Below are 24669 nucleotides of genomic sequence, written 5' to 3' on the forward strand. Positions count from 1 at the left end.
GAGGTGTTGACCATCGCGGAGGCGACACCCGCGTCCCGGGGCTCGACACCCAGGGTGGCCAGGGACATGGCGGGCATGAACGCCGTACCCATGCCGAGACCGAGCAGCAGCATCGCGGGCAGGATGATCGAGGCGTACGACGAGCCGATCTCCAGCTGCGTCATCAGCAGCATGCCGACCGCGGCGACCAGGAAGCCGGGGCCCATGAGCAGGCGGGCCGGCAGGCGGGTCATCAGGCGGGTGCCGATCTGGGTGGAGCCGACCATCATGCCGACGATCATCGGCAGGAAGGCGAAGCCGGTCTCGATCGGCGAGAAGCCCTTCACGACCTGGAGGTAGTAGGTCAGGAAGAGGAAGGTGCCGAACATCGCGATGATGGCGATGCCGAGCGAGAGGTAGATACCGCCGCGGTTGCGGTCGGTGATCACGCGCAGCGGCAGCAGCGGGGCCTTGACCTTGGCCTCGACGACGACGAACGAGATCAGCAGGACCGCGGACGCGATGAACAGCGCGACGGTGGAGGTGTCGCCCCAGCCGTCGGACTCGGCGCGGGTGAAGCCGTAGACCAGCGAGACCAGACCGAGGGTGGACAGCAGCACGCCCGGGATGTCGAGCGGGTTGCGGTTGCGGCCGCCCTCGGGCTCACGGATGACGAAGTAGGCGCCGAGCGCGGCGACGATGGCGAAGGGGATGTTCACGAAGAACGTCCAGCGCCAGTCCAGGTACTCGGTCAGCACACCGCCGAGGATGAAGCCGACGGCGCCACCGCCACCGGCGATCGCACCGTAGATGCCGAAGGCCTTGGCGCGCTCCTTGGCGTCCGTGAACATCACGGCGAGCAGGGAGAGCGCGGCCGGGGCGAGCAGGGCGCCGAAGACACCCTGGAGGGCGCGGGCGCCGAACATCATGGCGCCGCTGGTGGCGGCACCGCCGAGCGCGGAGGCCAGGGCGAAACCGACCAGACCGACGACGAAGGCGCGCTTGCGGCCCCAGAGGTCGGCGATGCGGCCGCCGAAGAGGAGGAGCCCGCCGAAGGCGAGGGCGTAGGCCGTGACGACCCACTGCCGGTTGCCGTCGGATATGCCCAGGTCGGTCTGGGCGGAGGGCAGGGCGATGTTCACGATGGTCGCGTCGAGCACGACCATCAGCTGGGCGAGCGCGATGAAGACGAGCGCCTTCCAGCGGTTGGCGTCGCCGGACGTCGCCGGCACGCCGTTAGCCTTGGTGGCTGTTTCAGACATGGGGGTACCCACTTCGGTACTTCGGGACGGAAAAAGATGGAAAAGAAGACTGTGTCCTGAACGGCCTGTCGTCGTTGACGGCCGGTGGTGTGCCGGACGCGCTGTGGAAGGTGCGGCGCGGCACTGAGTCGGTTCTGAAGATGTCGAGAACGTTGTGCGGTGTTGAGACTCCCCCGTGACTCCTGACTAATCGGTCGGTCGTCGTCAGACCCTGCGCAGGTCCTCCATGGTCATCGCCGTACCCGGCAGCACGGAGGGGGCCGGGGCCCGCAGTCCGTCCAGGAACAGCTGCAGATGGCGGTGGACGAAGCGGTCCACGCTGAAGCACGCCGTACCGGCCAGGGGCCGGCTCAGCTGGGCGACGGCCATCATGATGTCGCCGACGTCCACGTCGGTGCGGAGCTGACCGGCCGCCTTGGCGCGGCCCATGATCTCCCCGATGAGCTCCTCGCACCGCTCGCGGGCGTCCACCAGATCCGGGTGGTGCTGGTCGAAGGTGCTGGAGATCATCGGGCACAGCGCGGTGACCCGCTCGTCGGCGGCCGCGTGCACGAAGCGCTCCAGCGCCCCGAACGCGTCCCCGTTCTCCGCGAGCGCCACCTCGGCCGCCTCGGTCGTCCGGTCCATGACGGAACAGACGACCTCACGGACCAGCGCGTCGCGGTCGGGGAAGTTGCGGTACACCGTGGCGTTGCCCACGCCTGCCCTGCGGGCGATCTCGTCGAGCGGCACGTCAGGGCCGAACTCCGTGAACATCTCGCGGGCGGCGGTGACGATCCGCTCCCGGTTGCGCAGGGCGTCGGCTCGTGGCCGGGGCACCTTGCGCTGCACGGGACTCGCGGTCGTCATGGCGGTCACGGCGTACTCCTTCAAGTCGTTGGCTTTGCGATCAGGTTGTGAGGCCGGATCCCGGGATCCGGGGAAGCAGTCCCCGTTTCGCTCGGACGCCTGATTAAACGGGGAAACGATCCCCGGTTATTTCCCGACCTGACGAAGACTTCCTGTGACCTGAGTCACATGCCCTCCGGGCGGAAACCTCCGTTCGGGCTCCTCCAGCGCGCGCCCCCGCACCCCGCGACCCAGGGTGATCGAAAGGGCGCAGCCAGAGACCGGCGGCTGCCATGGACGAAGGGCCCGTGCATGCCGCCTGAGCGATCCCAGCCGCTCCGCCGTCGGATACGCCCGCGCCGCGTGGCCGCCCTCGCGTCGGTGACCGCGCTGACCCTCGCGGTCAGCACCTCGGCCGGCACCGGGCACCTCACGGCCGGCTCCACGACGGCCGGCGCCGGCTCGGTCGCCCTGGCCCGCTCCGCCGCCTTCGGCCCCTGCATGATCAGCGGCGGCCACACCGTCCAGATGTCGGAGGGCGTGCCCACCCCCGGCGGCTACTCCCGCTCCACCGGCACGGTCCGCGCCCTGACCCTGATGGTCGACTTCTCGGACGCGCCCGGAAAGGGCACCGCGCTCGACCGCTTCCACGAGTTCTTCCCGCAGACCCAGGAGTGGTTCACCGCCGCCTCCTACGGCCGCCTCGACTACCGCCCCGAGACCCCGGTCCCGCGCTGGCTGCGCATGCCCAAGTCCTTCAAGGCGTACGGCATAGAGCGCGGCGCGCCCTTCGACCCCGGCTACCGCGAGCTGGTCCAGGACATCGTCTCCGCCGCCGACCCGGACGTCGACTTCCGCTCGTACGACTTCCTGAACGTGCTGGTCACCCCGAACGCGGGCCCCTCCGCGCTGGACACGGTCCTGTCGGTGACGTTCGCGGGGAACATGGACGCCCCGGTCGCCGACGGCGTCCCCGTGGCGAACGCCTCCTTCGTCTACTCCCGCCAGGACGACGGCTCCGGCTCCTACGCGCAGACCGGCTACCGCGTGCTCCCGCACGAGAACGGCCATGTCTTCGGCCTGCCCGACCTCTACACCCAGGAGGGCGGCGGCTCGGTCGGGCACTGGGACATCATGAGCGAGGACTGGGGCGCCAACAACGACCTGCTGGGCTGGCACAAGTGGAAGCTTGGCTGGCTGGACGCCTCCCAGGTCGGCTGCGCGGCGAGCCGGGGCACGACCGAGTACACGCTGACCCCGCTGGCCCGCCCGGGCGGCGCCAAGCTGATCTTCGTCCCGGTCACCACCCGCACCGGCTACGCCCTGGAGCTGCGCACCCGCGAGGGCAACGACGAGACCGTGTGCCGGCCGGGTGTCCTGGTCTACAAGGTCGACGCCGACGTGGACACCGGCATGGGCCCGGTCACGGTCTACGACTCCAAGCGCGACAGCGGCGGCTGCACCCGCAGCCCGAACGTCAACGCCGAGCTCTCCGACGCCCCCTTCACCCCCGGCGAGACCTTCAAGGACCCGCGCCGCGGGATCCAGATCTCGGTGGCCGGAGCCGATCTGGCCGGGGACTACCGGGTGCGGGTCACCCGCCGGTGACGGGCCGCGGGGCGGTGCGCGGACAGGACGGCGCATTACGGTAGGCCTGCCCTGATTGCCGTACCGGAGATGTGATGGCCGCGAACCGCACGTTGGACGCCCTTGCCGATGCTTCAGCGGTGCCGGCGGAGGCGGTCACGCCTCTGATCAGAGGGATCGCCGTACTGCGGGAGCTGACCGAGGCCGGCGGCACGGTCAGTCCGAGCGGCCTGGAGCGGGCCACCGGACTCGCCCGCTCCACGGTCGACCGCATCACCGCGACCCTCGCACGCATGGGATACGTCCGCCTCGACGGCCGCGACGCGATCCTCACCCCCCGCCTGATGGAGCTGGGCAACGCCTATCTCTCCGCCCTGCGCCTGCCCGCGCTGCTGGACGCGCGCGCCGACGCCCTCGCCGACGAACTGGACGAGTCGGTGTCCCTGGCGGTCGCCGACCGCGACGGCATCCGCTTCATCCACCAGGCCACCCGCCGCCGCGCGATGTCCCTCAGCTTCCGCATCGGCGACCTGCTGCCGGCCGAACGCACCGCGCCGGGCCCGCTGTTCGCGACGGAGTGGACGGCACGCGAGTGGCGCACCTGGCGCACGCGCCGGTCGGCGGACCCGCAGGACCGCGGCTTCCCGGCCCTGCCGCCGCACGAACACACCGACCGGGAGACCGACTTCGAGCGCCGCGCGTCCCAAGCCGCCCAGGACGGCTGGGCGTTGGACGACGAACTGATCGAACCGGGCCTGGTCGCGGTCTCGATGCCGGTACGGGACCCCCGCACCGGCAAGATCGCCTGCGCGGTCAGCGTGGTCAGCCACACCAGCCGGCACACCGCCGCCGACCTGCGCGACACCCTGCTGCCGAGGCTGCGGACGGCGGTCGCGGACATGCAGGAGGAGCTGCGCACCGCACCTCCCCCGGCCCCCGGCACGGCCCCCTCCGGACTGGCCGGCTGGACCGGCGCGTCCAAGCAGGAACTGGGCCGGGAGTTCATCGAATCGCTCGCCCGTGGGCTCACCGTCCTGACGGCGTTCGGCGAGGGCCGCGCCGCCCTCACCCTCACCGAGGTCGCCCAGTCCACAGGGCTCGCCCGCGCCACCGCCCGCCGCGCCCTCATCACCTACGAGCACCTGGGCTACATCGCCGCCGAGGACCGCGTCTTCCGCCTCACCCCGCGCGTCCTGAACCTCGGCTACCCCCCGCTGTCCCGGATCGCCCTCCCCGGGATCGCCACCCCGCACCTGGCCGAACTCTCCGCGCAGGTCCACGAGTCGTCCTCTCTCGCGATCCTCACCGGCGACGAGATCCAGTACACCGCCCGCGTCGCCACCAGCCGCATCATGAGCGTCAACATCACCATCGGCACCCGCCTGCCCGCGTACGCCACCTCGATGGGCCGGGTGATCCTGGCCGGCCAACCCACCCCGCACTTCCCGGAGTTGCGCCCCCTCACCCGGCACACCCTCACCGACCCCGACGCCCTGCGGGCCGAGCTGGACCGCGTCCGCGCGAACGGATACGCCCTGGTCGACGGGGAGTTGGAGGAGGGCCTGCGGTCGATCGCGGTCCCGGTGCGCGAGCGCGGCGGGCAGATCGTGGCCGCCGTGAACGTCGCTCTGCACAGCAGCCGCCGCACCGCCGAGGAGTGCGTCCAGGACATCCTGCCCGCCCTGCGCGCCACGGCCGACCGCATCGAGGCGGACGTGCGGATCGCGGGGCGCTTCCGGGCGGTACCGCTCACCTGATACCTTCGCGAAGGAATGTTATTCGACGGAGGGGGAGTCCGAGCGATGACGGTACTGGTGGATACGACAGGTACGGAGACGGGCCCGCGGCACCGGCCCGCGTACCTCGTCTTCTGTGACGTCGACGAGACGCTGATCAGCTGCAAGAGCATGTTCGAGTTCGCCCGCTTCCAGCGCGTGCGCCGGTACGGGGACGCCGGGGCGCGGTGGTACGAGGAACTCGCCGGGGAACTGCGCCGGCAGTCCGCCGCCGGGGCCGCGCGGGAGGACGTCAACCGGTCCTACTACCGCGCCTACGCCGGTGAGAGCGCGGCCACGATGACCGCCCTCGGCCGCGAGTGGTTCGACCTCGCCTCGCAGGACCCCGGGTTCTTCATCGCGTCCACCGTGACGGAGCTGAACGGGCACCGGGCCGCGGGCGCCGAAGTCGTCCTCGTCTCCGGGTCCTTCGCGCCCTGCCTCGCCCCGATCGCCGAACACGTCGGCGCCCGGCACGTGTTGTGCACCTCGCCGGTCGTCCAGGACGGCCACTACACCGGCGAGGTCCCCGAACCCGTGATCGGCGAGGGCAAGCGGGCGGCGGTGCTCCGGCTGCTCGCCGAACACCCCGGCGTGGACCCGCGCGACTGCTTCGCCTACGGCGACCATCCCTCGGACTTCCCGATGCTGGACTGTGTGGGGCATCCGAGGGCGGTCGGGGACGATCCGGCGGTACGGGAGCATCTTGCGCGGCGGGCTGTGCGGGTCGCGAACTCCGGCTGCGCGCTGGCCTGTTGGTCGATGGGACGGGACGAGCACTCCGAGGGGTGCTCGGGGGACTGCGCGTTGCCGCTGGGCTGACGGGAATCGGCCCGGCATGCGTGAGGGGACGGAGGTCCGATCCTCCGTCCCCTCACGCGTGTGCCGGCTCAGTCGATGCTCCGGCAGATGTGCGGTTCCAACCAGGCGTCCTCGCTGTCGCCCGCGAGGCGGAGGACGGGTGCCTTCGCTCGTGGGGCGGCGGGTGTCCTTCTGGGCGTGGCCTGGACGGCCTTGTCCTTTCCCACCGTGCGCTGTCGCATCTCGCTCACCTCTCAAGTGGTCGTCTGTGTCGGGAAAGGGGCGGCTGCCGCTACCGAGCTCCCACCAGCACCGGCTCCCCCGCGGGGGCCGCCGTGTGCTGCCGGGCCGGGCGGGCGTGGCGGGTCGGGGCCCAGCGGAGGAGGGCCGAGCCGACCGACATGCCGCCGCCGAAGGCCGACAGGACGGTGAGGTCGCCCTCGGTGAACAGGCCGCGCCGGTGGGCGAGATCGAGGGTGATCGGGACGGACGCGGCACCCGTGTTGCCGTGCAGGGCGAGGGCCAGGTGCATGCGGGCCGCGTCCAGGCCTAGGGCGGGCCAGACCTCGGCGAGCATCACGCCGTTGGCCTGGTGCGGGACGAAGTGCCGGACCGCGCGGCCGGGTACGCCCGCCTTGGCCAGCAACTCGTGGATCGCGCCGGGCAGGTTGTCGTGCACGAAGCCCCGGACACCGCGCCCGTCCATCGTGAACCAGTGCGCGCCCTCGGCCAGCGTGTCCGCCGACGCCGGCCGCCTGCTGCCACCCGCCGGCACGCTGATCAGCCGGTGCTGGTCGCCGCGCGTGGTCAGGCTGGTGACGAGCGAGCCGGTCCCGGCGGGCACCGGACCGAGTACCACCGCGCCCGCTCCGTCCCCGAACAGGATCGCCGTCTTGCGGTCCCCCTCGTCCAGGATGCGGGAGTAGACGTCCGCACCGATGACCAGGGCGTACGGGCCTTGCGCGGGAGGGCGGTTCGGGTCCAGCCGCTTGGCACCGGCCGCGTCGGCCGCGTCCGCCCGCAGCATGCGGTCCGCCGCGGTGAGCGCGAACATGAAGCCGCTGCACACCGAGTTGACGTCGAAGGCGGCGGCCCGGCGGGCGCCGATGAGGTCGGTGACAATGGCCGCGGTGGCGGGCTGGGGGTGGTCGGGGGTCGAGGTGGCGACGACGACGTACGACACCTGATCGGGCGTCAGTCCGGCCTGCTCAAGGGCGCGTTGGGCGGCCCTGGCGGCGAGGTCCGAGGTGGCCTCGTGCGGGGCGGCGCGGTGTCGTCGTCGTATGCCGGTCTTGTGCTCGATCCACTCGGCGCTCACGCCCGCCGCCGCGCCGACCTCCGCGTTGTCGACGACCGTGGCGGGCAGGTAGGAGCCGGTGGCGATGATGCCGATCGAGGTGCGCGTGGTGATGCTCATGGGTATCTCCTCAGGTGGTCGGAACCGTCGTGAACTCGCCGAAGCTCGGGCCCCGCATCTTCAGTTGGGCGTGGATGTCGCCGCCGAGGCCGAAGTGGCCGATCGCGCCGCCGTAGTTCTGCTGGTAGCTCATCCAGAGCACGACCACGTTGATCACGCGGTTGGCTCCCGGAGTGCCGGGCGCGGGGAAGGGGTTGGGCAGGGTGGCGCGGTAGTGGGCCATGCCGTTGCTGTCGCTGATGAACGCGTTGGGCACGCCGAGCGGACCGGGGCGGGTCGGGCCCGCCGGGTCGAGGTCGTGCTCGCGCAGCGACATCACCGTGTAGAGGCTGTCGGGGATCAGACCGGTGAACGCGAACGAGAAGTCGGCACCGCGCCGGTGCGCCGGCACGTGCACCTCCAACTGCCCCCGGGCCTTGACCCATTGGCCCAGCGTGATCGGCTCGCGCACCTTGGGCCCGTCCTCCTCCCGCAGATCCGGGATGGGGGCACCGTGCAGCGGATAGCTCGGCCGCCGCACGTCGTGCGCGTCCGGCCGCTGCTCCGGGGCGAACAGCATCGGGTAGTTGTTGCACGGCAGCGGCAACGGCAGTGTGTACAGCTGGACTTGGGCATCCGGTCCGGTCGGGTCCGCGAAGTCCAGCTCCCGGACGACGTCGTACGGAAGATTGGTGCCGAGCGGGGGCAGCGGGCTGTCCGGGGAGACCACCGCACTCCCCCACTCGGAGACGGTCGCGCCGTCCGGGCCGGGCCGGTTGACGCGCCCGACGACGACGAAGTCACCGTTCGCGTCCACGATTTCGCTCGGCGGGTAGAGGGGGCCCTGGGTGGTGACGCTCAGGTCGTAGGTGCGGGTCATGGGGGCCGCGGGGGCAACTCCCCCGGGCGCGGTGGTCAGTTCGGGTGCGGTCGTCATGTCGGGTGCGATGGTCATGTCGAGTGCTCCTTCGCCGGTGCGAAGCCGATACGAAAGGCCGGCCGCGGGACGCCTTGCTCGGTGCACAGGGGGTTCCGCGGCCGGCCGTCGGGAGGAGGGGAGTTGGGGGTCAGGCGGTGAAGCGCTCGTAGATGCGGGTGTAGAGACCGTTGTCGCCGCCGGTGATGTACGTGTCGCCGGCCTCGCGGACGATCTGCTGGTAGCGCGGGGAGGTGAAGGCCTCCATGTACTTCGCCGGGTCCGCGTCGAAGCCGGACACGAACATCACGCCGGGCTCGGTGCTGGCCAGCGAGTGGAACGCCTGGAAGCTGACGACCTCTTCGGAGGTGCGGACGACGTCGAAGATGGTCTCCTCGCGCCAGGCGCGGTACTGCCGGTAGACCCGCGGCACGACCTCGACGTGCCGCATCTGCACGTACCGGGTGTCGGGCAGCGCCCCCGCGGCCGGCTTGGGCGCCTCGACGAACTGCAGGAACTGGCGGCGGAAGTCGCCCTCGCCCAGCGGGCCGACGGCCTCCCACAGCTTCCACCAGTCGGCGCGCAGCTCCTCCATCTCCTCGAAGCCCTTCAGCGGGGCGAGTTCGAGGACGGAGTTGCTCTCCAGACCGCGGTAGAGGATGCGGCCACCGAACCCGGCGGCGTCGTTGTGCGCCTGCCAGGCCGCGGCGACGGCGTCGATCTGCTCGGGCTTGGCGAAGAGCTCGGTGGCGGTGATGAGGGCGGCGGAAGCGGACATGACTGATCTCCTTGGGTGAATGGTGAAGCTGAAGGTGATGGGGGGCGTGCATGGTGAAGTGGCGTGCCCACGAGGGGATTTGCGCAGTCGGTTCGACCTGCTCGGGCGCCGGCCCGCTCAGGCGCCGACCAGCACCGGCTGCCCGGTCTTGGTGCCCGCGCTCGCCGCCGTGGCCCCCGCCGCCACGGCCGCCTGCGTCGCCGTACGCACCGTGTGTTCGACCGCGTGGCGCGCGCGGCGGTGTTCCTTGGCCTCGATGACCGGGCTGTCGAAGGCCGTGTAGGTCACCGTGGTGATGGAGGCGCGGCGGCCGGCCTGGTGGAGGGAGATCTCCGCGGCGAAGGAGAGCCGGTCCGGGTCGTCGGTCTCGGCGCGGAGCGTGTGGTAGACGACGGTGGCGTCGACCGGGAAGAGGAAGTTCTCGAAGTCGGTGTTCAGCGACTCGATGACGTAGTAGTACGAGCGGTCCAGGTGGCGGGAGGCGTGGTAGCGCTCGCTGACCGCGAGGAACATCTGGCGGGCGGCCTCGACGGCGACCATGCCCTGGACGTGTTCGCCGGTCTGGTGGTCGATGAGCAGTTCGTTGTCGTTGTGCACCCGCAGGGTCGCGGAGAACAGGTCCTCGCCGTCCCGCCGCAGGTCGGCTATGAGGGTGTTGCAGCTTCGGTGTTTGTGGGCCTCGCCGCGCCCGGCGAGCGCGGGGGCCCGGTAGTCGAGGTCCAACCGGTCGCCGAGGCCCAGGAGTTGGGCCTGGCCGCGGACGAGCTCCCATTCCTCGGCGGTGACGCCCTGTCCGGCGCGGACCAGGATCGGCCGGGTGTCCCAGGAGTACACGCCGAGGCGCATCTCCTCGACGAACTGCGTGACGGTGAGGACGTCGTCCTGCGCGGCGAACCCGACGAAACGGTCGCCGACGATCAGCAGGGTGCGGGTGGTCGCTGTGGCTGACATGCGTTTCTCCTTGGTGGGGATGCAGCTGTCGCTAGTCGCTTGTCACGTGCGGAGGCCGACCGCCGCCGTCCATGCCGACACCTGTCGACTCATGACGGTTTCCTGCCGGTTTCTGCCGGTGTGGCGGGGCCGATGTGAAGAACGTAGAGGAGTCCGGACGAGAACGCAACCATCTAGTTGGTTTTTCAGAACTATCCAGTTGGTTTCAGGTGGACTACGCTCGCCCCATGGCTGAGACACCCAAGGGACTGCAGACCCGCGCCAAGCTCCTGGAGGCCGCCCAGGCGGAGTTCTCCGAGCACGGTCTGGCGGGTGCGCGCGTGGACCGCATCGCCGAGCGCTCCGGCGTCAACAAGCAGCGGATCTATGCCTACTTCGGCAACAAGGAAGCCCTGTTCGCGGCCGTGATGAGCAAGGTGTACGCCCACATGTCCGAGGTCGTGCCGATCCCGACCACGGAGGAGGGCCTGCGTTCCTACGTCGGCGAGGTCTTCGACTACCACCGCCGGTCCGACCTGGTGCGGCTGCTCGCCTGGGAGGGACTGCACTACGGCGCGGGACCGATCCCGGACGAGAAGGAACGCGAGGCGTACTACGTCCACAAGACGGCCGCGCTCAGCCTCGCCCTCGGCATCGACGACCCCTCGGCGGCGGCCCGGGTGCTCATCATCCTGGTCGGCATCGCCTCCTGGCCGTTCATCGTGCCGCAGCAGCGCCGGCTGATGCTCGGCCCGGACGGCGACACGGAGTCGGGCTGGGCCCTGCTGCGGACCAGCGTCGTGGCGCACGGCCACTCGATCATCGACAACGTGCTGGAGGGGGCGGTCTGACGGGGCGCCCCGCGGTAAGGCGGTTTGCCGTAAGGCGGGTCGCCGGCAAGGGAGTTCGGGTTGTTCCGGGCTCCCTTTTTGCTGGTCGGAGGGTGTGCGGGAGGCGCGCCGGGAGGCTTTCCTGGGGTCGGGTCAAGCAGAAAACCAACTAGATGGTTGCGGCGAACCTCGAACCCGGCTACCTTCTTCATCACCAGGCCGGAACCGCCGCGTTCGGACCGTCCGGGTTGATCTGACGCATCGTCAACTGTGGGCGCAGCCCCGGAGATTCGAGGACCCCGTGGACACCGTCACCGCCCCTTCCCCCGTCCCCGCCCCCGTCATCGTCGTCAGCGGCGCCACCGGCGGCATGGGTGCCGCCGTGGTCGAGGAGCTCGCCCGTTCCGACGCCACCGTCGCCCTGCTCGGCCGGGACGCGGCCCGTCTGGATCGCGTCCGGTGCGAGATCGACGCCCGCACCGGCGGTGCCGGCCGGCTCGTGACGTACGAGACCGACATCAACGACACCGCTCGGGTCGACGCCACCGTCGACGCCCTGGTCGGCGAACTCGGCCGGGTGGACGGGCTGGTGCACACCGCGGGCGACGGCCCGCTGGCCCCGCTCGCCGAGACGACCGACGCGATGTGGCAGGCCACGTTCAACGGCAAGCTGCTCGGCGCGGTCCGGCTCGTCCGTGCCCTTGCCGGCCCCCTGACCGCGGCCGGCGGCGGCTCGGTCGTGCTGGTCAGCGGGGTCTTCCGCAAGGACCCCGACCCGCTCTTCCCGGTGAACAGCGCGGTCAACGCGGCCGTCGCCGCCTTCGCCAAATCCGTCTCCAAGGACCTCGGCCGCGCCGGGATCCGCGTCAACGTGCTCGACCCCGGCGCCGTACGCACCCCGCTGTGGGACGAGATCGCCAAGGCCGTCGGCGACCGCACCGGCGCCACCGCCGAGGAGGTCAGCGCGCAGGTCGCCGCCGGGACACCGCTCGGCAGGCTCGCCGAACCGGCCGACGTGGCCCGCCTCGCCGCCTTCCTGCTCTCCCCCGCCGCCCGGCACGTGGCCGGCGCCGCGATCACCCTCGACGGCGGAGCCTCGACCGGGCTGTAGCCCGCCGCGCCCCCTCGACGCGCAGCACCCTCAACTCTCGTACGGCACTCGACTCTCGTACGCCTGAAATCCCTTACGCCACAAGGAGCTTCGCCATGCCCATCCTCACCATGACCACCTGGCCGAACCAGACCGACGAGAAGTGCCAGGAGTTGATCGAGGAGCTCACCGCCACGGTGCACCGCGTGATCGGCGCGCCCCTCGACAAGATCACCGTCTTCATCCAGGAGATCCCGCAGAACCGCTGGGGCGAGGGCGGAGTGCTCGGCACGAACCCGGAGTTCGCCGAACTCAGCCGCCGCCGAGCCGCGCCGGCCCAGGTCTGACCACGCACTCCCGCCCCCCACCTCCCCCAACTCGGCCTCATTCAAGGAGAGTTCCCATGGCCATCCTGACCCGGTCCGCGCGGACCGACCGGAGCGACCGGACCCCGGTCGTACCCGGCGAACCGGCTCCGCCGCGCGCCTCCTCCCCCACCACCGTCCTCGCGGCCGCCCTGCTCGCCTTCTTCGTCATCTCCCTCGACGGCTCGGTCGTCAACGTGGCGCTGCCCGCCATCTCCCACGACCTGCGCGGCTCGATGGCCGACCTGCAGTGGATCGTCGACGGCTACACCCTGATGTTCGCCGCGTTCATGCTCTCCGCGGGCACCTTCTCGGACCGGATCGGCGCCAGCCGGGCCTACGCCTGGGGCCTGGCCGCCTTCACCGTGGCATCCCTGGCCTGCGGTGTCGCACCCAACCTGGGCACCCTGATCGGCGCCCGCATGGTGCAGGGCGGGGCCGCCGCGCTGATGGTGCCGGCCTCGCTCGCGCTGATCCGGCAGACCTACTCCGACCCGGGCAAGCGGGCGCGGGCCATCGCGATCTGGACGGCCGCGGGTTCGGTCGCGGTCGCCTTCGGGCCGGTCATCGGCGGCATGCTCACCAGCGGGCTGAGCTGGCGCGCGGTGTTCTACCTGAACCTCCCGGTGGGCGCGATCGGACTCGCACTCCTCACCCGTATCGCCCCCTCCGCCCGCCGTGCCGCGCCGGTCGACCTGTTCGGCCAGCTGTCGGTGGTGGCCTCGCTCGCCGGTCTGACGTACGCCGTGATCGAGGGCGGCCGCGCGGGCTGGACCAGCCCGGACGTGCTGGGCACGCTGGCGCTGTCGGCGGTCGCGACGGTGGCGTTCGTCCTGACGCAGTCCCGCCGTGAGCACCCGATGGTGCCGCTGAGCATCTTCAAGTCCCGCACGGTCGTGGTCTGCCTGGCGGCCGGCTTCACCATCAACGCGGTCTTCTACGGCGCCATCTTCCTGCTCGGCATGTACTTCCAGCAGGTGCGCGGCGCCTCCCCGATCAGCACCGGCGCGATGTTCATCCCGATGTGCGCGCTGATCTCCGTGGTGAACATGGCGGGCGTCAAGCTCGCGGCCCGCAAGGGTGCGTGGGTGCCCATGGCGATCGGGCAGCTGGTGATGGCGGCCGGTGCGCTGCTGATGCTCACGGTCACCTCCTCCACCTCGTACCTGATCCCGGTGCTGCTGCTGGTCCCGATCGGCCTGGGCGGCGGGCTCGCGGTGCCGTCGCTGACGGCGGCGATCCTGGAGAACATCGACGGCGAGCGGGCGGGCACGGCGGCCGCGGTGCTCAACACCTTCCGGCAGGTGGGCAGTTGCATCGCGGTGGCGGCCTTCGGCGCGCTGATCGCGAACCCGGCGCACTTCCAGCACGGCTTCGACACGAGCTTTGTCATCAGCGTGGTGATGCTGGTGACGACGGCCGCCGTGACAGCGGTTCTGCTGCCGCGGCTCACGAAGGCGACCACCGGCGGTAAGGCGTAGCCGCTCGGCAGAAGCCCCGCGCCCCTGAAGGGGTGCGGGGCTTCTGTATGTCCACACGCCTCCGTGGCTGCTCCGGCAAAGTCGAGTTAAAAAACCTTCACGAAGGAATTTAAATACGCCATGCTGGACCCATGACCGTCACCGAAGAACGCCCACTCGCTCCACCCGCATGTCCACCCGCACCCCCGCCATCGACAACCCACTCCCGCCTCACCGAACTGGAGTCGATACGGCGGCTCGCGCACGAGGGTCCGGCCCCGGGTGCGAGCGACCAGCAGCACGCGCGCGGCAAGCTGACCGCCCGCGAACGCGTCGAACTCCTCCTGGACCAGGGCTCGTTCACCGAGATCGAGCCGCTGCGCCGGCACCGCGCCACCGGCTTCGGCCTGGAGGCCCGACGGCCCTACACCGACGGCGTGGTCACCGGCTGGGGCACGGTCCACGGCCGTACCGTCTTCGTCTACGCCCATGACTTCCGTATCTTCGGCGGCGCCCTCGGCGAGGCGCACGCCGCCAAGATCCACAAGGTGATGGACCTCGCGCTGGCCGCAGGCGCCCCGCTGGTCAGCCTCAACGACGGGGCCGGCGCCCGCATCCAGGAGGGCGTCAGCGCACTCGCCGGCTACGGCGGCATCTTCACCCGCAACGTGGCCGCGTCCGGCGTGATCCCGCAGCTCAGCGTGATGCTCGGCCCGTGCGCGGGCGGCGCGGCCTACTCCCCCGCGCTCACCGACTTCGTCTTCATGGTCCGCGGCATCTCGCAGATGTTCATCACCGGCCCGGACGTCGTCCAGGCCGTGACCGGCGAACAGGTCACGCACAACGGACTGGGCGGCGCCGACGTCCACGCGGGCGTCTCCGGGGTGGCCGCGGGGGCGTACGACGACGAGGCGACTTGCCTTGAGGACGTACGCCATCTCCTCTCCCTGCTGCCCGCGAACAACCGTGAACTCCCGCCCCACGAACCGCCGTCGGACGATCCGGAGCGGCGCTGCGAGGCGCTGCTCGACCTGGTGCCGGCCGAGCCGAACCAGGCATACGACATCCACCGCGTGATCGAGGAGGTCGTCGACGACGGCGACTTCTTCGAGGTGCAGCCCTCCTGGGCGGCCAACCTGGTGTGCGGGCTCGCCCGGCTCGACGGACACGTCGTCGCCATCGTCGCCAACCAACCGGCCGCCACCGCAGGGGTGTTGGACATCGCCGCGTCGGAGAAGGGCGCGCGGTTCGTGCAGTTCTGCGACTCCTTCAACATCCCGTTGGTGACGCTGGTGGACGTGCCGGGCTTCCTGCCGGGGGTGGGTCAGGAGCACGCCGGCATCATCCGGCACGGCGCCAAACTCCTTTACGCGTCCTGCAATGCGACGGTCCCACGTATCTCGCTGGTGCTGCGCAAGGCGTACGGCGGCGCGTACATCGTCATGGACTCCCGCTCGATCGGCGCCGATCTGGCTCTTGCCTGGCCCACCAACGAGATCGCGGTGATGGGCGCGGAGGGTGCCGCCAACGTCGTCTTCCGGCGGGAGATCGCCGCCGCTGCCGACCCGGAGGCGGTGCGGGCCCGGCGTATCGCGGAGTACAAGTCCGAGCTGATGCACCCCTATTACGCGGCCGAGCGGGGCCTGGTCGACGACGTCATCGACCCGCGCGACACCCGTGCGGTACTCATCCGCTCGCTCGCCATGCTCCGCACCAAGCACCGCGACCTGCCCTCCCGCAAACACGGGAACCAGCCGACATGAGAGACGAGAGGGAGAGGGCGGGCGAGACCGAAGTCGCCGGTTGTGGCGAGGAGTTCGTCCTGCGTGTCGTGCGTGGCACCCCGACCCCGGAGGAACTCGCCGCCGCCACCGCCGTCCTGCTCGAACTGGCCCGACGGTCGCCTGCCGCGGAGGAGCCCGCGCCCGTCCGGCCCATACCGACCTGGCACCGCCCCACCCTGACCCCGCACCGCGCCGCCACGTCCTGGCGCCACTGACCCGGAGGAGCACGATGACCATGCAGACGACCCCTGTCACACATACGGGCCCGAGCACGCGGGCGACCCACGACAACCGCCCCACCGCGTACGTCACTTCGCTCGCGGAGACCTTCTCCCTGGAAGACGTCGTCCGGATCAGCGGCCTCGACGCCGACACCCTGCGCTGGTACGAGGATCAGGGCCTGATCGAGGGTGCCGCGGAGGACCCGTACGGCGGGCGCGCCTACAGCCCGCTGCATCTGCGCTGGCTGGAGTTCCTCAACCACCTGCGCAGCACCGGGATGTCACCGGCCGACATGAACCACTACGTCGAGCTGTACCGGGCGGGCGACTCCACCATCGCAGCCCGCCGCGAACTCCTCGAAGCCCACCGGGAGTTGCTGCGCGGCCAGGCCCGCCAGCACGACTCCACGCTGCGCTACCTGGACTGGAAGATCGGCTTCTACCTGGAGCGGGAGGCGGCACTCGTCCGGGCCGCCGCCGTGTCCGTCGCGTCCGACCCGAGCACGGCGGAGGCGTAGGCGTCCGCCACCGGCTCCAGTCGCAGCACGCCGTGCGAGGCGACGGTGTGCACATCCCGCCACAGCCGGGTCAGTTCGCCCGAGCCGTCACGGATGTGCGCACCGCCGGTACGGAACAGCCGGTCGACGGCGTCGGCGAGCATCCGCGCGGCGACGGCGGCGTCGCGCCGATTGCCGGTGACCAGGGTCTCGGTGACGGGGGCGGGTTCGGTGCGGAGGGCGGCTTCGTTTCCGGGTCCGGTGACGGGGTCGGCGTCGGCTCGGCGGGCCGCGCGCTCCAACAGCAGTCCGGCCGCGTCGACTTGGGCCGAGGCCACGGCGAGCGTCTCGCGCACCGCCAGGCTGTCGTGGTGGGGGCGGCCACCGGGTCCCTTCGCCGCCGCCCACTCGGACCATACGGTCACGGCTCGCCGGGCGGCGCCCAGTGCCGGGGCGCAGAACATGAGGCCGCCGGCGAGATGGGCGGGGGCGCGGTGGCAGCGGGCGGCCTCCGGGGCATCGCTCCCGCGCATCAACTCGGCGTGCGGGAAGGTCCGTTGACGCGGGACAAAGACGTCCCGCACCACGGCCGTATGACTCCCGGTGCCTCGCAACCCCGTGGCGTCCCAGGTGTCCTCGACGTCCACGGCATCACCCGGCACCGCGCACACCCGCACTCCGTCCCCGTACGCCTCCGGCGCGGCGACCAGTACCCACGCGGCGTGCTCAATCCCGCTCACGCACGCCCAGCTCCCGGTCACCCGCCAGCCGCCGTCGACCGGTTCGGCCCGGCCGGCCGGCGGCACGAGCGCGGCGGCGATCCGTACGTCGGGCGAGTCGCCCCACACCTCCCGTTGCCCCTCCTCGGGCAACAGCGCGGCGAACCGCCCGTGCGCGGCCCACAACATGGCGACCCAGGCGGCGGAGACGCAGGCCTCGCCGACGGCTGAGACGTCTTCGAGGAGTGCGAGGAAACTCCCCTCCGTCCCGCCCCACCGCCGGGGCACGAAGTGGCGGGCGAGCCCGGCGGAGGTGAGCGCGGTGACGACATCGCCGGTCAACTGCCGGTCCTGGTCGGCGAGTCGGGCGTGCTCGGCGGCGAGGAGAAGGACGTCGCCGGAGAGGTGAAGGGCGTGAGGGGTGTGAGGGGCGTCGCTGGAGGACATGGAGCAGCTCCCGTCTACAGAAAAAGTGCGTTCAAGAAGGTATTCTTTTGGGACCAGGGACGAAGGGACGGACCAGCCATGGCGAAACAGGCACGCGCGCGCCGCACCCACGAACTCGTCCTGGACGCCGCCGCGGCCGAGTTCCTGCGGCACGGCTATCCGCGCGCCAACCTCCAGCACGTGGCGGACCGCACCGGGCTCACCAAGGGCGCGCTGTACGGCCACTTCGCTTCCAAGGAGCAGTTGGCCCAGGCGCTGACGGCCCATCTCGACGAGGTGGTCGACAAGTTGGTCGCCGAGACCACGGCGGAGGACCTGCCGGCCAGGGACCGGCTGCGCACACTGACCTGCGCCCTGGCCGAACGGATCGAGGCGGACGTACGGGTCAACGCGGCCCTGCGTCTGGTGATGGACGAGATCCACTCGACACCCGAACCCCCCAAGCTCCTGGCCGACTTGCGTGCCCTGGGCGAGCACCCACCGACCGCGCCGCTCGCCGATCTCGCGGACCTCGCCGTCGTGATCCTGGTGGGCGCCTACTGCACGGCGCCCGACCCGGACCGACGCGGGCTGGCGGAACGGGTGCGCGATCTGTGGGACGCGTTCCCGCCGGACGGTCAGGCGCTGAGCGGTACGTCCAGGTGAGCGGCGCCGGGACCCCAGGTGGCCCGGCAGGACGCGAGCGCGGTCCCGCCCTGAACGGCGTCGAGCGTCAACCGCACCCCCGCGGGGCCGCTCTCCCGCTCCCCCACCACCAGGTCGATCGGCTGGTCCAACTCCCCGAAGGCCAGGCAGTCGACCTCCATACCGAGGAGGGTGTGCGGAGCACCGGCCGCTTCGGGGGTGCGCGGGACGCCGACCTCCGCGTGCAGCAGCAGATGTCCCAGCTGCCGGAACCCCTCCAACGTAACCATCAGCGGCACATGGTCACTTGGATGGTCGAAGTAGATGGGATGCTCGACGTCGACGAGCAACTGCCAGGGCCCGTCGGTACGTTCACGCACGAGCACGCTGTCCTTGGCGCGCAGACGGCCTACGGCGGCGGGGTGGACGCGCTCGACGGGCCGGCCGTTCGCCGGACGCGGCGCACGCGTGGCCCCGCTCGCCTCCGCGCCGCGCGGCACGGCACCCCGCCCGCGCAGCATGGCGTACCGCTTGTCGTCCACGGCGACGACGTGCAACGCCCCGCGCCCACAGGCCCGTCCGCCCACGGTGAGCACGACCTCCAACCGCATGCCGAATCGATTCGGCGGCCGATTCCCCACCCACACCCACTGCGCCTCAAGGACCACGGGCACGGGTTCCCCGCCGATGCGGAGCGCGGCCGGGTCGGTGATCCGGAACTCCGAGCCGAAGCCGATGAAACGGTGGCTGAGCGGCACGTCGTAGTAGGCGTGCGCGAGGTAGACCAGGGCCTGCCGGATGGTCTCCATGAACAGCAGCGGGTCGCTCGTCCCGTCGCTCCCCGGCGAGTAGAGCGCGTGATCACGCGGCCACTGCGCGGCAACGAGAAAGCTGTGCTCGCCGGTACGGACGGCGTCGGTGAGGAAGACCTCGGCGATCGCGGCGCGGTGCACCATGTGGCGGGGGACGGGCTGGAGGTAACTGAGGGCGGGTGGACGTAGGAGCGCGGATGCGGATGTGGACGTGCGCGCGGGCACAGGTATGACGACCGGTTTGGTTTCCGGTACGGCGGCAGGCTGATGCATGGTCTGAACCCCCAGTGAATGTATTCACACAGACAGCAACACCGGCCCGACGCTTCTGCTCATCGAGCCGCCCGCTTACAATACATTCCCGAAGGTATATTTCAAGGACGCCTTGAGGACGTGCACGAGGACATGAGGACGGACGCGATGGCCAAGAAAGACAGTGCCGAGGCCAGTACGGGCGTGAGCGGCCAGGAGCCCCACACCGCCCGGAACGCCTCTCCTCGGAACCGGGACACGGGCCTCAAGCAGGAGCGCGCGGTACGCACCCGGGGCCAGGTCCTCGACGCGGCGGCGGAGGCGTTCGCCACGAAGGGCTTTCCCGCGGTGACCGTCCTGGACGTGGCCGAACTCGCGGGCGTGACCAAGGGCGCGGTCTACTTCCACTTCGCCAACAAGGAGGCGCTCGCGCAGGCCGTGGCCGAGGAGTTCTACCACCTCCTGGGAGTCATCGGCAGCGAGGTCGAGGAAGCGGGCCTGTCCCCGCTGGCGTCGGTGGCGGAACTCCTCGAACGCACGGCACTCGCCTTCCGCGACGACACCATGGTCCAGGCCGGCGCCCGCCTCCAGATCGAACGCTCCCTGATCGGCGTCGAGATGCCCATGCCGTACCTCGGCTACACGGAGTCCCTCACCCGCTGGCTCCGCCAGGCCCAGGACCACTCCCAACTCCCCCCGGGCACCACCCCCGAGACCACCTCCCGCGTCCTCGTCTCCGCGTTCTTCGGCGCCCAGCACATCTCCTGGGTCCTGAACGACCGTGCGGACATCGCGGAGCGGGTGCGGGAGATCTTGGTGGCGTTGGTGCCGGGGGTGGGGGTGGAGGGGGGCCAGGGGTGACGGGCGGGGGCGGAGCGCGGGCCGGTGTGACGGGCGGGGCCGGAGCAGGGGCCGGCGTGACGGGCGGGGCCGGAGCAGGGGCCGGGGTGCACTGAGGCAGGGGCCGAAAAGGCTTGCCGATCGCCACATGGTCAGCCGCTACACTGTGGACGGCGGCATGACCGTGGACCGGCATGCCACCACCGCACCACCCTCGCCTTCGTAGCTCAGGGGATAGAGCACCGCTCTCCTAAAGCGGGTGTCGCAGGTTCGAATCCTGCCGGGGGCACAGTGAAGTACCTGGTCAGGGGCCCTTTCGTCCGGTGGACGGGAGGGCCTTTGCGTTGGGCTCCCTGAGTGTCGTCACCGCAGCAGGGCCTCCAGCAAGTCCGTTCCCAGCCGAGCCCCCGTCGTGAGGTCGAACTCGTAACGCACGTACCTGCCCCGGCGGTGGGTGATGAGGAGGCCTGCCTTTTTGAGGACCGTGAGTTGGCGGGAGACCTCGGGGGCGGTCAGTTGCCAGTAGGCAGCCAGTTCGCCTGTGGTGTGGGGGCCTCGGGCCAGGGTGCGGCAGAGGCGGAGGCGTACCGGGTGGGCCAGGGCGTCCAAGCGGCGTTGGACCAGTTCGGGGGGTGCGGGGTGGGTCAGGCCCGGGATGGTGGCGGGGTACTGGACCACCGGGTGCCAGCCGGGTGAGAAGACGATGGTCAGGTGGGGGCGGCCGAAGTCGCTGGGGATGAAGGTCAGGCCGGTTTCGGTGGTCGTGCTGGTGCTGACGTCCTGGAGTTTGTCGATGACGATGCGCCGGCGGTGGTGGGTCGTGTCCAGGGTGATCGCGCTGGACACCGCCGCCAGGGTTTGTGCCGGGCCCTGTCTGTTCAGCAGGTCGGTCTTCTGGCGGGCGTCCGCCGTCAGGTGAGGGCGAGTGCGTTGCCAGGTCTCGGCAAAGAACGCCTCCTCGCAGTCCTGGAGGAGTCTGCGTACCCACGCCCGTACGGCCGGCGGGTCCGCCAGCAGTCGCTCCGCGAAGGCCGCTTGGCGTGGGCCGCCCGCCCTCGCCACCTCCAGCGCGCGTTCGCGGGCTGTCTCGTCGGTGAGCGGTGACGACAGTTCCGCGAGAGCCGATGCCGTCGCGCGTTGCGAGGTGAGGGCCGCGGTGGCGTACGCCTCGTCCGGGATGCGGTCGACCGCGTCCAGTTCGTCGGTCAGGGTCGCTCCGGGGCGGCCGGGGACGAGGAAGTCCGCGCGGGCCGATCTCCAGAGCGCCTCCGCGTCCAGCAGTCGGTCGGCCAGGCCGGACGGGAGCGCGGAGGCGGTGGCCGCGGCCCAACCCCGTAGCTCCGGATGGTGGTTGGGCTCGGACAGAACGTGCAGCATCGCGGTCAGCTCGGCCAGCGGGGAGGGCACGAAGCGGATCTGCTCGGGCGGTAGGCCCGTGATGTCGATCGTCACGCTCATGGGGTCATGGTCGCAGTCGGAGACCAGCATGCCCTCGCGCTGGAAGTGCATTGGCGCTGATCGTCAATCCGCGTGCCGGGTGGTCGTGGCGGTGGGGATCGTGACGGCCATGAGGACGGACACCGGTGCGGATACGGGTACGGATACGGATACGGATACGGGTACGGGTACGGGGAGAGGTGCGGGTTCCGTCGGCAAGGGCGGGAGTCTTCTCGCGCCGGCCGGCTTGCTGCGCGTGTCCGGTGGTGGGCGGTATACCTCGGCCGTCGTCGTGGACGCTCTTGCCGCCGGGTTGATGCGGCCGTTTCTGCTGCTGTACGGGATCGGCGTGCTGCATCTGGGCGCGGGCGACGCCGGACTCGCGCTGTCCGTCGGGATGTTGGCGGGGCTGGGCGCCGTACCGCTGACCGGGCAGTGGATCGACCGTGGGGCCCTCGCGGCGCTGGTGGCCGCGACGCTGCTGGTGCGGGTTGCGGGGACGCTCGTGCTGCTGGTGGCCACCGGTCCGGTCGGGTACACGGCGGCGGCGGTGTTGCTCGGCATCGGGGTCCAGTCCTGGCCCGCCGCGCACGCGGCCGTGGTCGCCGCCCTCACGGACGACCGGCAGCGTGATGCGGCGCTGGCGGCGGCACGGTCACTGCGCAACGCCGGGTTGGGTGCGGGGGCGTTGATCGCCACGCTCGCGGTGGCCGGTGGCACGGGTGCGCTGCGGGTCCTGGCCTTGGTGACGGTTGTCGGGTATCTCGTGGCGGCGGGGTTGGTGGGGTCGATGCGGGTTGGCGCCGGCGGGGAGGGGGAGGGTGGGGGCGCAAGTGAGCGGCGAGACTCGTCTCCCGCCGGCACCGGCATCGACACCGAGGGTGATCCGGACAGCAGTCATCTGCGGCACGTCACCGTCCTCAGTCTCGCCAACCTCCCTTACGCCTTCTGCTACGACGTCCTCGAAGTCGCCCTGCCCGCCCTGCTGGTGACCTATCTGCACGCCTCCCCTTCCTGGTCGGCCGGCATCTTCGTGGCCAACACCGTGCTGGTCATCGTCACTCAGGTGCCGGTGGTGGTGTGGCTGGCACGGCGTTCGCGGCGGTCGGTGCTGGCGTCCTCGGGGGCCGTGCTCGCCCTGTCCTACCTCGGGTTCTGGGCGGCGGGCACACTCGGCGGCGGGGCGGGTGCACTGGCCGTCGCCGCGGTGTCGGTGCTCTACACGGCCGGCGAGATCCTCTACACCGGCAGCGCAACTGCGCTCGTCCTCGCGACGACGCCGGCGCGGTTGCGCGGTCGCGCGCTCGCCCGCTGGCAGCTGTCCACCGGCATCGGCCGGGCCGCCGCGCCGGCCGCGCTCACCGCGCTGCTCGCTGTGGGGCCGGGGGTGCTGTGGAGTGTCCTGGCCGTAACCACCCTGCTGGCGGCCGCAGTTGTCCGCGCCATACGGTGATCACGTACGGGAGGAGGAGTGACGTGCTTCGATCCATCTGCCGATCACGACAGACGCCGCGTACGCCCCCACCGGCGGCGCGAGCAGATACGCGGGCAGGAGCGAGAGGTCGCCGGCGAACACCGCGGGGCCGAACTCCCGTGCCGGGTTGGCGACTCCGCCGGTCAGCGTGCCGAAGGCGATGATCTGCGCGGCGATCATCGTGCCGACCGCCCAGGGGATGAACGGCCCAAGTCGGCGGCTGGAGATGCCGATTCCCGCGACGGCGACGATGACGAACATCGTGCCGGCCTCGATCGCGGCGACCGCGGTCCAGGACCAGTCGGCGGCGGGGCGGATGACGGCGTAGTCCACGGCCGGGGCCGCGAACTCCCGTCCCCACACCAGCCGTCCGGCCGCGATGCCGAGGAGTGAGCCGAGGAGTTGGCCGGCGATGAAGGGGGCGACCGCGCGGGCGGGCGTGCGGCCGTAGCGCCACATCGCGATGGTGATCGCCGGGTTGACGTGTCCGCCGGTCACCCTGCCCCAGGGCGAGAGCATGACGGCGGTGACGGTGTAGCCGGCCAGGGGCGCCACGGCGATCAGTCTGCCTTCGGGGGTGTTCCACCAGCCGCCGGCGGCCGGGTCGAGGGTGCCCATCAGCCAGCGGGCCGTGGTGGCCACGGCGAACATCATCAGTGCGGTGAGGGCGAGTTCGAGAAGGGCGGGGTGGAGGGTGCGGCGCCATGTGAGGTGGAGGGTGCCGCGCCATGTGGGGTGGGGGGTGAGTCCTGTCTCCGTCGGCCTCGCCGTCGTACCGCGCGCAGGGTCCTTCCTCACCGTCGTACCGCGCACATCGTTCTTCGTCACAGCGGCTTCGTCCACGAGGCGTCCGATCGCGTCAGCGTGAACGCCGCGATCGTGACCCCGACCAGGAGCACCGCGGCGAAGAGCAGGGGCAGGGCGGTTTCGCCGTGTTCGACGGCGACGGCGCCCGCGAGGCCCCCGGCGAACATCGCCCCGGCCGAGAGCATCCGGCGGCCGACCTTGCTGCCCTTGCCGCCCGCGAGGCGGCTGTCGGCGGCGACTCCGGTGATGGTGAGGGTCAGGACGGTGGTGGTCAGGTCGGGGACGGCGAGGGTGCGGGCGGTGGCGTTCTGGATGCCCAGGGCGAGGCCGAGGAGGGCGATCAGGGTGTACTGGACGGCGCCCGTGTGCGGGGCGGTGGTGGTCTGCGCGGTGATGTACGCCGCCACGACCAGGGTGGTCTCCAGGAGCAGTGCGAGGTGCAGTACGCGGCCTCGGTGGGCCCCGACCCGGTGCGCGAGGCGGCCGCTGGCCAGCGCGCCCGCGGCGAACGCGGCGAGGGCCGCGAGCGAGGCGGCCAGGGAGAAGCCGGCCGCGCCGGCGATCGCGAAGCCGGAGAAGACGACGTTGCCGGTCATGTTGGCGACGAAGACGTGGCCGAGGACGAGGTAGCTGAAGGCGTCCACAAGGCCGGTGACCACGGTCAGCGTGAGCATCAGGGGCGGGAGTGGGCCGTGTCGGTCGTCCATGTCGGGGACGACGGTGGTCCACGCGTCGCGCAGTACGGCAGACATGACATT

General features: G+C 71.2%; 25 protein-coding genes and 1 tRNA gene. 14 read left to right on the forward strand and 12 right to left on the reverse strand.

What is annotated here, in order from left to right:
• Window positions 1-1241, reverse strand: a 1241-nt coding sequence (locus ACWDR3_RS02415) for an MFS transporter (RefSeq protein WP_450350119.1), incomplete at its 3' end; no start/stop codon positions are given.
• Window positions 1242-1445: 204 nt separating this feature from the next.
• On the reverse strand, window positions 1446-2090 hold the full coding sequence (locus tag ACWDR3_RS02420; protein ID WP_450350354.1) for a TetR/AcrR family transcriptional regulator: 645 nt from the start codon (window positions 2088-2090) through the stop codon (window positions 1446-1448).
• A 291-nt stretch (window positions 2091-2381) separates the two neighbouring features.
• On the opposite strand from ACWDR3_RS02420, the gene ACWDR3_RS02425 reads away from it, so the two are divergent.
• The 3 genes from ACWDR3_RS02425 to ACWDR3_RS02435 all read left to right on the forward strand — a co-directional run bounded on the left by ACWDR3_RS02425 (window position 2382) and on the right by ACWDR3_RS02435 (window position 6253).
• A complete protein-coding gene (locus ACWDR3_RS02425; RefSeq protein ID WP_450350120.1) occupies window positions 2382-3677 on the forward strand; it encodes a M6 family metalloprotease domain-containing protein in 1296 nt (431 codons plus the stop codon).
• A 74-nt stretch (window positions 3678-3751) separates the two neighbouring features.
• Entirely contained in the window at window positions 3752-5413 is a 1662-nt protein-coding gene (locus ACWDR3_RS02430) for an IclR family transcriptional regulator domain-containing protein (protein ID WP_450350121.1), read from the forward strand.
• A 45-nt stretch (window positions 5414-5458) separates the two neighbouring features.
• A complete protein-coding gene (locus tag ACWDR3_RS02435) occupies window positions 5459-6253 on the forward strand; it encodes an HAD family hydrolase (protein WP_450350123.1) in 795 nt (264 codons plus the stop codon).
• 68 nt (window positions 6254-6321) lie between these two features.
• On the opposite strand, the gene ACWDR3_RS02440 is transcribed toward ACWDR3_RS02435, so the two are convergent.
• The 5 genes from ACWDR3_RS02440 to ACWDR3_RS02460 all read right to left on the reverse strand — a co-directional run bounded on the left by ACWDR3_RS02440 (window position 6322) and on the right by ACWDR3_RS02460 (window position 10273).
• Window positions 6322-6474: a hypothetical protein gene (locus ACWDR3_RS02440; RefSeq protein WP_450350125.1), complete on the reverse strand. Its 153-nt coding sequence runs from the start codon at window positions 6472-6474 to the stop codon at window positions 6322-6324.
• Between the two features lie 50 nt (window positions 6475-6524).
• A complete protein-coding gene (locus ACWDR3_RS02445; RefSeq protein WP_450350127.1) occupies window positions 6525-7649 on the reverse strand; it encodes a 3-oxoacyl-ACP synthase III family protein in 1125 nt (374 codons plus the stop codon).
• Between the two features lie 10 nt (window positions 7650-7659).
• Window positions 7660-8583 carry a hypothetical protein gene (locus tag ACWDR3_RS02450; RefSeq protein WP_450350128.1) on the reverse strand — a complete coding sequence of 308 codons (924 nt, stop codon included), beginning with the start codon at window positions 8581-8583 and terminating at the stop codon, window positions 7660-7662.
• Window positions 8584-8695: 112 nt separating this feature from the next.
• Complete coding sequence (locus ACWDR3_RS02455) at window positions 8696-9322, reverse strand: hypothetical protein (protein ID WP_450350130.1); 627 nt, start codon at window positions 9320-9322, stop codon at window positions 8696-8698.
• 117 nt (window positions 9323-9439) lie between these two features.
• Window positions 9440-10273, reverse strand: a complete 834-nt coding sequence (locus ACWDR3_RS02460) for an AfsA-related hotdog domain-containing protein (protein ID WP_450350132.1) — start codon at window positions 10271-10273, stop codon at window positions 9440-9442.
• 227 nt (window positions 10274-10500) lie between these two features.
• Between ACWDR3_RS02460 and ACWDR3_RS02465 the strand changes: the two genes are divergently transcribed.
• The 7 genes from ACWDR3_RS02465 to ACWDR3_RS02495 all read left to right on the forward strand — a co-directional run bounded on the left by ACWDR3_RS02465 (window position 10501) and on the right by ACWDR3_RS02495 (window position 16520).
• The gene (locus ACWDR3_RS02465) at window positions 10501-11103 is read left to right on the forward strand and encodes a TetR/AcrR family transcriptional regulator (RefSeq protein ID WP_450350133.1); all 603 of its coding nucleotides are present in this window, start codon (window positions 10501-10503) and stop codon (window positions 11101-11103) included.
• 280 nt (window positions 11104-11383) lie between these two features.
• Window positions 11384-12193, forward strand: coding sequence for an SDR family NAD(P)-dependent oxidoreductase (locus ACWDR3_RS02470; RefSeq protein WP_450350135.1), 810 nt, complete (start codon window positions 11384-11386; stop codon window positions 12191-12193).
• A 95-nt stretch (window positions 12194-12288) separates the two neighbouring features.
• Window positions 12289-12519 (forward strand): tautomerase family protein, encoded by a 231-nt coding sequence (locus ACWDR3_RS02475; RefSeq protein WP_450350137.1) that lies wholly within the window; start codon window positions 12289-12291, stop codon window positions 12517-12519.
• Between the two features lie 56 nt (window positions 12520-12575).
• Window positions 12576-14018, forward strand: coding sequence for an MFS transporter (locus tag ACWDR3_RS02480; RefSeq protein ID WP_450350138.1), 1443 nt, complete (start codon window positions 12576-12578; stop codon window positions 14016-14018).
• Window positions 14019-14149: 131 nt separating this feature from the next.
• Window positions 14150-15760 carry an acyl-CoA carboxylase subunit beta gene (locus ACWDR3_RS02485; protein WP_450350139.1) on the forward strand — a complete coding sequence of 537 codons (1611 nt, stop codon included), beginning with the start codon at window positions 14150-14152 and terminating at the stop codon, window positions 15758-15760.
• Window positions 15757-15996 carry an acyl-CoA carboxylase subunit epsilon gene (locus ACWDR3_RS02490; RefSeq protein ID WP_450350141.1) on the forward strand — a complete coding sequence of 80 codons (240 nt, stop codon included), beginning with the start codon at window positions 15757-15759 and terminating at the stop codon, window positions 15994-15996. The genes ACWDR3_RS02485 and ACWDR3_RS02490 overlap by 4 nt, the downstream gene beginning before the upstream one ends.
• A gap of 20 nt (window positions 15997-16016) precedes the next feature.
• On the forward strand, window positions 16017-16520 hold the full coding sequence (locus ACWDR3_RS02495) for a MerR family transcriptional regulator (protein ID WP_450350143.1): 504 nt from the start codon (window positions 16017-16019) through the stop codon (window positions 16518-16520).
• Here the strand turns inward: ACWDR3_RS02495 and ACWDR3_RS02500 are convergent.
• On the reverse strand, window positions 16442-17665 hold the full coding sequence (locus ACWDR3_RS02500; RefSeq protein WP_450350145.1) for an acyl-CoA dehydrogenase family protein: 1224 nt from the start codon (window positions 17663-17665) through the stop codon (window positions 16442-16444). The two genes, ACWDR3_RS02495 and ACWDR3_RS02500, sit on opposite strands and share 79 nt — an antisense overlap.
• A 78-nt stretch (window positions 17666-17743) precedes the next feature.
• Here ACWDR3_RS02500 and ACWDR3_RS02505 point away from each other — a divergent pair, with 78 nt between their 5' ends.
• Window positions 17744-18310: a TetR family transcriptional regulator gene (locus ACWDR3_RS02505; protein ID WP_450350146.1), complete on the forward strand. Its 567-nt coding sequence runs from the start codon at window positions 17744-17746 to the stop codon at window positions 18308-18310.
• Here the strand turns inward: ACWDR3_RS02505 and ACWDR3_RS02510 are convergent.
• Window positions 18283-19245 (reverse strand): ScbA/BarX family gamma-butyrolactone biosynthesis protein, encoded by a 963-nt coding sequence (locus tag ACWDR3_RS02510; RefSeq protein ID WP_450350148.1) that lies wholly within the window; start codon window positions 19243-19245, stop codon window positions 18283-18285. The genes ACWDR3_RS02505 and ACWDR3_RS02510 overlap by 28 nt on opposite strands.
• A 276-nt stretch (window positions 19246-19521) precedes the next feature.
• Here ACWDR3_RS02510 and ACWDR3_RS02515 point away from each other — a divergent pair, with 276 nt between their 5' ends.
• Together ACWDR3_RS02515 and ACWDR3_RS02520 are read left to right on the forward strand one after the other, a co-directional pair.
• Complete coding sequence (locus ACWDR3_RS02515) at window positions 19522-20214, forward strand: ScbR family autoregulator-binding transcription factor (protein ID WP_450350150.1); 693 nt, start codon at window positions 19522-19524, stop codon at window positions 20212-20214.
• Window positions 20215-20409: 195 nt separating this feature from the next.
• A tRNA-Arg gene (locus tag ACWDR3_RS02520) sits at window positions 20410-20482 on the forward strand.
• A gap of 74 nt (window positions 20483-20556) precedes the next feature.
• Here ACWDR3_RS02520 and ACWDR3_RS02525 read toward each other — a convergent pair.
• Window positions 20557-21651, reverse strand: a complete 1095-nt coding sequence (locus ACWDR3_RS02525; RefSeq protein ID WP_450350356.1) for a DUF5937 family protein — start codon at window positions 21649-21651, stop codon at window positions 20557-20559.
• Between the two features lie 271 nt (window positions 21652-21922).
• Between ACWDR3_RS02525 and ACWDR3_RS02530 the strand changes: the two genes are divergently transcribed.
• Complete coding sequence (locus ACWDR3_RS02530; protein ID WP_450350152.1) at window positions 21923-23083, forward strand: MFS transporter; 1161 nt, start codon at window positions 21923-21925, stop codon at window positions 23081-23083.
• Here the strand turns inward: ACWDR3_RS02530 and ACWDR3_RS02535 are convergent, their stop codons facing one another.
• Together ACWDR3_RS02535 and ACWDR3_RS02540 are read right to left on the reverse strand one after the other, a co-directional pair.
• Window positions 23084-23932: an MIP/aquaporin family protein gene (locus ACWDR3_RS02535; protein WP_450350154.1), complete on the reverse strand. Its 849-nt coding sequence runs from the start codon at window positions 23930-23932 to the stop codon at window positions 23084-23086.
• Window positions 23929-24663: a YoaK family protein gene (locus ACWDR3_RS02540; protein WP_450350155.1), complete on the reverse strand. Its 735-nt coding sequence runs from the start codon at window positions 24661-24663 to the stop codon at window positions 23929-23931. Before ACWDR3_RS02540 ends, ACWDR3_RS02535 begins: the two co-directional genes overlap by 4 nt.
• Window positions 24664-24669 lie beyond the last annotated feature (6 nt).

This window comes from Streptomyces sp. NPDC001002 (assembly GCF_053599215.1).